Origin of the sequence: Aquabacterium sp. UBA2148 (assembly GCF_002328915.1) — a bacterium.
Lineage (GTDB): Bacteria > Pseudomonadota > Gammaproteobacteria > Burkholderiales > Burkholderiaceae_C > Aquabacterium > Aquabacterium parvum.
In genome coordinates this window covers 10,303-14,201 of record NZ_DCXA01000080.1, presented here as the reverse complement: position 1 = coordinate 14,201, position 3,899 = coordinate 10,303, and the positions used below count along the sequence as shown (strand labels likewise).

The 3,899-nt window shown below is 69.4% G+C and carries 3 protein-coding genes; all 3 read left to right on the top strand.

What is annotated here, in order from left to right; genetic code table 11:
* Positions 1-1,296 (top strand): hypothetical protein (locus B2W70_RS04260; RefSeq protein WP_286743191.1); only part of this gene is annotated, 1,296 nt, incomplete at its 5' end.
* Between the two features lie 2 nt (positions 1,297-1,298).
* The gene (locus B2W70_RS04255; protein WP_286743189.1) at positions 1,299-3,080 is read left to right on the top strand and encodes a hypothetical protein; all 1,782 of its coding nucleotides are present in this window, start codon (positions 1,299-1,301) and stop codon (positions 3,078-3,080) included.
* Positions 3,081-3,082: 2 nt separating this feature from the next.
* On the top strand, positions 3,083-3,899 hold an 817-nt coding region (locus B2W70_RS04250), incomplete at its 3' end, for a hypothetical protein (protein ID WP_286743188.1).

Genomic DNA, 3,899 nt, shown 5'->3' with positions numbered 1-3,899 from the left:
TTCTTCGGCGACCGCGCGCCCGCACGCGACACGCCACTGGCCGCGGCAGATGCCCCAGGTGTGCTGCAGCGCGCGCTGGCCGAAGACGCCATCGACCTGACAGCCAGTGCCGCCGCCGGCCGCGTGCGGGTCTACCAAATCGAGGGCAGCGGCGCCCCCCTGCTGTTCGTGCGCGACAGCCGCAACGTGCAACACGCCGAACGGGTCTGGCTGGACGGCGTGCGCAGCGGCTTGAGTGGCGTCAGCGATGTGCAGGCCGCCATCGACCAGCTGCGCAGCGGCAGCTGCCTGCACACCGTCATCCACCCGGGCATGTCCGCATCGGCCATCCATGCGGCTTTCAAGGCCCTGCAGGGCAGCCAGCGCACGCTCATCAGCTTCGAGCCCGGCGAGTACAAGCTGGGCAAGCCACTGATCCTCAGCCAGGCAGGGCACGTCGAGATCCGGGGGCACCAGGCGCTGCTGCACGAGAGCCAGTCTGCCCGGGTGCTCGTCGTGCGCGACTGCGACAGCCTGGTGCTCGAGGGCCTGAGCTTGGTGGGCGAGGCCAACGGCCGCTTCGGGCGCGACAGCTTGCGCGAGGCCCTTTCTTTGGCTGGCCTGAAAGACGACGAGGAAGACGACGGCAAGGCACTGGCTGGTGCCCTGACGGTGCAGGACACGCCCCAGGTTCGGCTGCACGGCGTGAAAGCCGTTGTGGCAGCGGACGATGGCCCGCAAGCCGTCGGCATCGGCATCGCGGACCTGGCATCGATCAAGGCGAAACGCCAGGGCACCCGCATGCACGTCGACATCGGTCACTGCACCGTCACCGTGGGCGCGAACCAGGGCGGCATCGCCTGCCTGCATGCCCAACGCGCACACCTGCACGACAACGTGTTGAGCGCCGAAGACCCTGGCAAACCCATGCGACACGGCATCGTCATCATCGGCTCGCAAGAAGGTTCGGTGATGGTCGAGCGCAACCTGGTCGAGGGCACCACCGAGGGCATCGGCATCGACGGCGCCCTGACCGCCCACCTGCGGCAAAACGATGTCCGCACGGACACCAAAATCGGTCGTGAATCGGGCGTGGTGGCCATCGATCTGCAGGGCGAGTACGGCAGCCAGGTGATGCTGCAGGACAACTTCATCGCGGGCGCGGCCACGGGCATCCGCTTTCAACCCACCAACAAGGCCACACGCCGAGTGCTGTGGCTGATCGCCGGCAACGTGGGTGAGCAAGTCGGTCAGTTGCTGGACGTGCAGGGCTCGGCGGACGGCCGCATCACCCAGCGCGACAACATCGAAGCCTGACCATGGACCAGGCCACACGTGTCCAACGGTTGCGGGTGCACGGGCAAGGCCTGAGCGCCAGCCACGCCAGGCAGCACGTGACACGGTGGATGGAGCGGCAGACACCCACGCGCCTGGGCCTGCCCCCCGACGCCATCGTGCTGTTGCGCAGCGTGCAGGCACCCTGGTCGGCGCTGCACCCCGACAGCCCGGTGGATGTGCTGGCCGGCCGACTGAGGAGTGCCGTTCGCCCGGCCATGGGCACCTCGCCAGGACCAGGTTGTGAGGCCGTCTGGTTCGCCGACGAGGCCGAGCTGCTGGCCTGCCTGGCGCACGACAGCGTGCAAGGAAGCATCGGGCACCAATGGTGGTGGCAGACCTGGCTGGGCCGCAGGCCCACTGCCGAAGAGGCGCTGCAGGCTTGGCTGACATCGGCCAGGTCCGCACCGGCGGCGATGGTTCGCTTGAAGACCATGGGGCCAGGGCTGGCATGGGCCAGGCACATCGGCTCGACAGGGCGAGTGGCGCTGCTGCAAGCCATCCAGCGGCATCACCCGGTTGCCCAGGGAGTCTCGGCATGGCTGACGCAGGCCCTGGGCGACGCCGAGGTCACGCTCTCATCGCAAGAGGCTGGAGCGGACATGGCGCAGCCACCCCAGACGGGTCCACGCGCAGGGGGTCCGTGGCCTTTCGCCAGTGAGCCCACCCCATCGCACAGGCCTGAAGACCTGCACCGCCTCGATGGGGCATCTCTCCTGCTGGCCTTGTGCACCTTGCTGCACGGGTCTCCCCACCTGGCGCTGGACGCACGTCAGCTGAGGGCACGCTTGACGCCTGCCCCCACGGCACCCGATGAGCGACATGGGCAGGTCAGCCAACACGGTCTCGACTCGCTCCGGCTCCTGGCTGAACAACAGCCCGCTCAGCCACACGCCGCCAGACCACCGTCCCCATCAACAGGCCCGCGCCCCGCACGCCAGGACACCGCGCCCGATCACGCCACCGATCAAGGCCACGGCGAGGCCAAACCGCTCCGACTTGCTGCGCCAAGCCACGGCATGCAAGACGCCAGCGCCACGGGGCCCACGACCACCACCGACATGCCGATGGCGCCGTCGACACCGATCAGCCAGGGCCCAACCACGGCCTCCGCCAGCGCGGCGCCAACCCAGCGCTGCGTGCCCCCCCTTCACATCGTTCGTTCGCACCCGACGCAGACCTCGCTGGGCGGCGTCTTCTTCCTGCTGAACGTGGCGCTGGCCTGGGAGCTTTACGGCGACTTCACCCGCCCCAGGCACGCTTTGCTCAGCGTGTCACCGTGGCAGTTCCTGCACGCGGCGGGCATCGCCTTGTTGGGCCGCTCCTTCGCCAGCGACCCCATCGCTGGCTGGCTGCGCGCCCAATCACCCTTTGGGCGCCCACGCCCAGCTGCCGCACTGGGCGCCGCCCCCTTGGCCTTGCTGCCCGAAGCCGAAGCCCAAAGGCTGCAATCGCCCGACGCCCTCAGGCCTGCGCATGCCCCCTCATCCACAGCACAGCGAACCCCCAGGCGAGCCGACCACGAACTGAGCTGCTGGTGGCCGCTCCTTCGCCATCGCCTGTCCCTGGCGCTGAACCTGCCCGAGAGCGAGGCGGTCGCCACCTGCCTGAAGCTGCCCGCTCGCATCGAACGCCGAGGTGAACGGGTCGATGTGGGCTTTGCCTTGCACCACCTCCCCCTGGCCATTCGGCTGGCTGGGCTGGACCGCAACCCTGGCTGGGTGCCCGCCTCGGGTTGCGACGTGCGCTTTCACTTCGAGGCCTGACCATGCCAGACACCGCTCGCCCCATCGCCCCGACCTTGTCTGCCTGGCGGGTGCGCAGCCTGCTGACGCTGCTGCGGGGTGCATTGCAAAACGGCGAAGAGCTGGGCAGCTGGTTGACGCGCCACCCCGTCTTGCACGGTGTGCTGGACGAGGCCGCGGCACTGGGCCTGAACGACCTGACGCTGGACGAAGCGCTCAACCGCCTCGACCTGGCGCTGGCCCCATCGTCCAGCTTGACGCCAAACGACTCACCCTCAGATGCCGATGCAGGTGGTGTACGCCTGCAGCGACTGGCCCAAGCCCTGTCACTGGGCCCGGATGACCTGGGCATGTGGGTGGCCCTGGCCCTGCCCGAAGACGACCCCCGCCTGGCGCGCTTCATCGACGAGCTGCACGGCGAGGGTGGCTTGCTCACCCGCGCCACCCTGGTGCGCTGCTGGGCCCCCCTGACGGTCGCTCGCGCATTGCAGCGCATGCAGACTGCGAACCTGCTCCAGCCCAGTGCCGCCGAGGCCGCGCAGGCACCAGCCCTGCGCGCTCACCCTGCGCTGTGGGAGCTGGCCTGTGGGCTGCCCCCCTCATCCAGCAGTTGGCTGCATCGCCCCCGGCAAGAGCTGCCCAAGCTGGATGAGCTCATCCTGCCCGATGCATGGCGATCGAGGCTGAGCGCTGCCTTGCCGGCGCCAGCCGCTGCACTCGAGGATGCGCCACCGACGACAGGCCAACGCACTTGCGACAACGAGTCACGTGCTTGCTGGGCCTTGCGCGGCCTGCCCGGCAGCGGCCGGCGCACCCTGGCCGCCGCGCTGGCCCGCCACC

Excerpts from the sequence above, each read along its gene's own strand:
- B2W70_RS04255 (WP_286743189.1), top strand. The coding sequence starts at position 1,299 with ATGGACCAGGCCACACGTGTCCAACGGTTGCGGGTGCACGGGCAAGGC.